Source organism: Acidobacteriota bacterium, assembly GCA_003696075.1.
Classification (GTDB): domain Bacteria; phylum Acidobacteriota; class Polarisedimenticolia; order J045; family J045; genus J045.
Genome location: RFHH01000093.1, coordinates 1 through 3,515 on the forward strand (window position 1 = coordinate 1; position 3,515 = coordinate 3,515).

Annotated in this window: 4 protein-coding genes; 2 read left to right on the forward strand and 2 right to left on the reverse strand. The window is 71.0% G+C overall.

Annotated elements, in window-relative coordinates:
• Both D6718_06080 and D6718_06085 read left to right on the forward strand, forming a co-directional pair.
• Positions 1-449: hypothetical protein (locus D6718_06080; protein RMG46133.1), on the forward strand; the 449-nt coding region annotated here is incomplete at its 5' end.
• Between the two features lie 56 nt (positions 450-505).
• On the forward strand, positions 506-1,657 hold the full coding sequence (locus D6718_06085) for a pyridoxal phosphate-dependent aminotransferase (GenBank protein RMG46134.1): 1,152 nt from the start codon (positions 506-508) through the stop codon (positions 1,655-1,657).
• Between the two features lie 12 nt (positions 1,658-1,669).
• Here D6718_06085 and D6718_06090 read toward each other — a convergent pair whose 3' ends face one another.
• Both D6718_06090 and D6718_06095 read right to left on the reverse strand, forming a co-directional pair.
• Positions 1,670-2,857: an acyl-CoA dehydrogenase gene (locus D6718_06090; GenBank protein RMG46135.1), complete on the reverse strand. Its 1,188-nt coding sequence runs from the start codon at positions 2,855-2,857 to the stop codon at positions 1,670-1,672.
• 22 nt (positions 2,858-2,879) lie between these two features.
• Positions 2,880-3,341, reverse strand: coding sequence for a GNAT family N-acetyltransferase (locus tag D6718_06095; protein RMG46136.1), 462 nt, complete (start codon positions 3,339-3,341; stop codon positions 2,880-2,882).
• Positions 3,342-3,515 lie beyond the last annotated feature (174 nt).

The following is a 3,515-nucleotide window of genomic DNA, read 5'->3' on the forward strand; positions in this document are numbered from 1 at the left end:
CCCAGAGCGATTCGGACGGGGACGGCATCGGGGATGTCTGTGACACCTGCGGCGCCGACCCGAGGGCTCCCGCCGACACCGACGGCGACGGAACGTTGGACGCCTGCGACTTCGACGACGGCATCGTGCTGTTCGAGTCGATCCGCGAGTGGCACTCGGGCGGTGAGCGGACCGAGCTGAACTGGCAGGACGACGTGGCCTACGACTCGTTCAATCTGTACCGGGGAGACGTCCGCGAGCTCGCCCAGGGGCACTTCTCGCAAGAGCCCGGCTCGAACCCGTACGCCGATCGGGTCTGCGGGCTGACGTCGACCTCTTACGAGGACACGCTCGAGCCGTCGGCCGGCGACGCGCTGTACTGGCTGGTGACCGGGGTCGGCGCAGGCGGAGAGTCCGGGCTCGGCGACGGAGCGGGGGTGGACCGGCCGAACGACTTCCCCTGCCCCTGATTCTCTTCGGATCGCGGTAGACTGCCGTTCGCGCCGGTTCGGCGCGGAGGAGTCGCATGCCGCGTCACCCGGAACTCGTCCCCTCGCTGGCCGCGATCGGCGGTTCGGTCTTCTCGTCGCTCGCACACCGGCTGGCGGCGCACGAGGGGGAGGTCTACCCCCTCCACGTCGGCGACACGTGGCTCGAGCCGGCCGAGGGGTGCCGGATGGAGGACCTGTCGGTCGCCGAGCATCCGGGGATGCACCGGTACGCGCCGCCGCAGGGGCTTCCCGCCCTGCTCGAGCGGATCGCCGCGCGGGCGGAGCGCCGGATGGGCGTCCCGACGTCGCCGGAGGACGTGCTGGTGGCCGCCGGAGCCACCGGAGCGCTCGGTGCCGTCTGCGGGGCCGTGGTCGCCCCCGGGGAACAGGTGCTGCTCGCCGCCCCGTACTGGCCGCTGATCCCGGGCATCGTCCGCTGTTTCCATGGCGAGCCGGTGCCGGTGCCGCTGATCGGCGCAGCCGGCTCGCCCGAAGAGGCGGTGGCGCGCCTCGAGGCCGCGCGGACGGAGCGCACGGCCGCCCTCTACGTGAACTCCCCCAACAACCCCACCGGGAAGGTCCTGCCGCCGGCCTGGCTCGAGGCGATCGCCGCGTGGGCTCGCGCCAAGGGGCTCTGGCTGATCGCCGACGAGGTCTACGAGGACTACGTCTACCAGGGCGAGCACCGCTACGTGAGGTCGCTGGCTCCCGAGCGGACCTTCTCCGCCCACTCGTTTTCGAAGGCGTACGGGATGGCCGGCAACCGGTGCGGGTACGTGATCGGCCCGCGCGAGGCGATGCCGGAGCTGCGGAAGGTCAGCACGCACGCGTTCTACGCGACGCCGACCGCCTCCCAGCTCGCCGCGGTGCGCGCGCTCGACGGTGCGGGGGACGCCTGGGTCGAGCGCGTGCGGCCGCTCTACCGCGAGCTCGGCCGGCGCGCCGCGGAGAAGCTCGGCGTCCCGCCGCCCGAAGGATCCACGTTCCTGTTCCTCGACGTGCGCAGCGCCCTCGACGAGCGCGGACTCCTCGGCTTTCTCGAACGCTGCGCCGATCGGGGGCTCTTCCTCGCGCCGGGACCGAGCTTCGGGCCGTACCCCACGCACGTCCGCGTCTGCTTCACGTCCGCCGAGCCGGAGCGGGTCGAGCGCGGTCTCGCCGTGCTGGCCGAGCTGCTCGCGGGATGAGGCGGAGCGCCGTCAATCCCCGTAGGCCGCGTGGCCGGTGATCCGCTCGCCCAGGATCAACGTGTGGATGTCGTCGGTGCCCTCGTAGGTGTAGACCGACTCGATGTTGCAGAAGTGCCGCGCGATCGGGTAGTCGTGCATGATGCCCACGCCGCCGAGGATCTCGCGGGCCAGGTGGGCGCAGCGGCGCGCCGTCCGGCAACCGTTGCGCTTCGCCAGCGAAACGTGGGCGAAATCGGCCTTCCCCTCGTCCTTCATGCGGGCCAGCCGCAGGTTCAGGAGCTGTCCCTTCGTGATCTCCGTCAGCATGTCGGCGAACTTCGCCTGCTGGAGCTGATGGGCCGCGACCGGCTTGCCGAACACCATGCGGGCGCTGGCGTAGCGCAGCGCCTCCTCGTAGCAGGCCATCGCCATGCCGATGGTGCCCCAGGCGATCCCGAAGCGGGCCTGCGTGAGGCACATCAGCGGGTGCTTCAGCGAGGAGGTTCGGGGGAGCACCGCGTCCTCCGGGATCTCGCAGTTGTCGAAGTACAGCTCGGAGGTGACCGACGCGCGCAGGGAGAACTTCCCGTGGTAGTCCTTGGCGGTGAAGCCGGGCGTTCCCTTCTCCACGAGGAAGCCGCGGATGCCGTCATCGGTCCTCGCCCAGACCACCGCGACGTCGGCGATCGAGCCGTTGGTGATCCAGGCCTTGGCACCGTTGAGCACCCAGGCGGCGCCCTTTCGTTCGGCGCGGGTGATCATCCTGCCCGGATCGGAACCGTAGTCCGGTTCGGTGAGCCCGAAGCATCCGATCGCCTCGCCGCTGGCGAGCCGCGGAAGCCAGCGCTCCTTCTGCGCCTCGCTGCCGAAGGTGTAGATCGGCCACATCACGAGCGAGGTCTGCACCGACACGAAGGAGCGGATCCCGCTGTCTCCGCGCTCGAGTTCCTGGCAGATGAGCCCGTAGCAGGTGGAGTTCATGCCCGCGCACCCGTAGCCTTCGAGGTACGAGCCGAGCAACCCCATCTCGGCGAGCGTCGGAACGAGTTCGGCCGGGAAGCGGTCGTTCCGGAAGGCGTCGTCGATGATCGGCAGCACCTTCTCGTTGACCATCTCCCGGACGGTGTCCCGCACCATCTGCTCTTCTTCGGTGAGCTGGCTGTCGATGTCGAAGAAGTCGACGCCCCGGCGGGGCGATCCGGTCGGACGGTTCGGCATGGTGAGGCTCCCTCGTTCCAGCTCAGTCGCCGTCGACCGGCCGCTCGAGGACGAGCCGCGGGGCCGGCCTGAAGCCGGACTTGGCGAAGAAGGCGATCAGATCGAGCTCGTCCCAGGCGACCTCGGTGCGCAGGGTCCTGATGCGCAGCGCCGAGAGGTTTCTCAGCAGCTGATCGAGCATCGCACGCGCGACACCGCGACGCTTGTAGTCCGGATCGACGAGCACGGTGTCGAGGATGGCGACCGGCTCCGGGAGGCCGAACTCCCCGTAGTGCACCGAGCCCATGAGCGCCCCGACGAGCAGCCCGTCGAGCTCGGCGCCGAGCGAGATGTTGAGATCGGTGTCCTCGAGCGCGCGCCGCAGCTTTCCCTCGTACCAGGCGCGCCGCGACCGGCCGCTGATGCGCGCGTCGATCCGCACCAGCCGCTCGCAGTCGTCGGCGCGCAGCGCGCGAATCGTGACGGCCTCGCTCCCCTCCGGCATTTCGGCCCCTCGGCGGCGCCACGTCGCGCGCGGCGGCCGCGCTGGCGGCCGATTCTATCAGGGCTGGCCGTGCCGTCGACCCGCGGGCGGACGACCGCGCGAGAGCGGAGCCGCTCCCGACCGCCCGGTGCGGCGCTGCATCGCCCCGCGGGGGATCGCGCCTGCGCCGCCGGC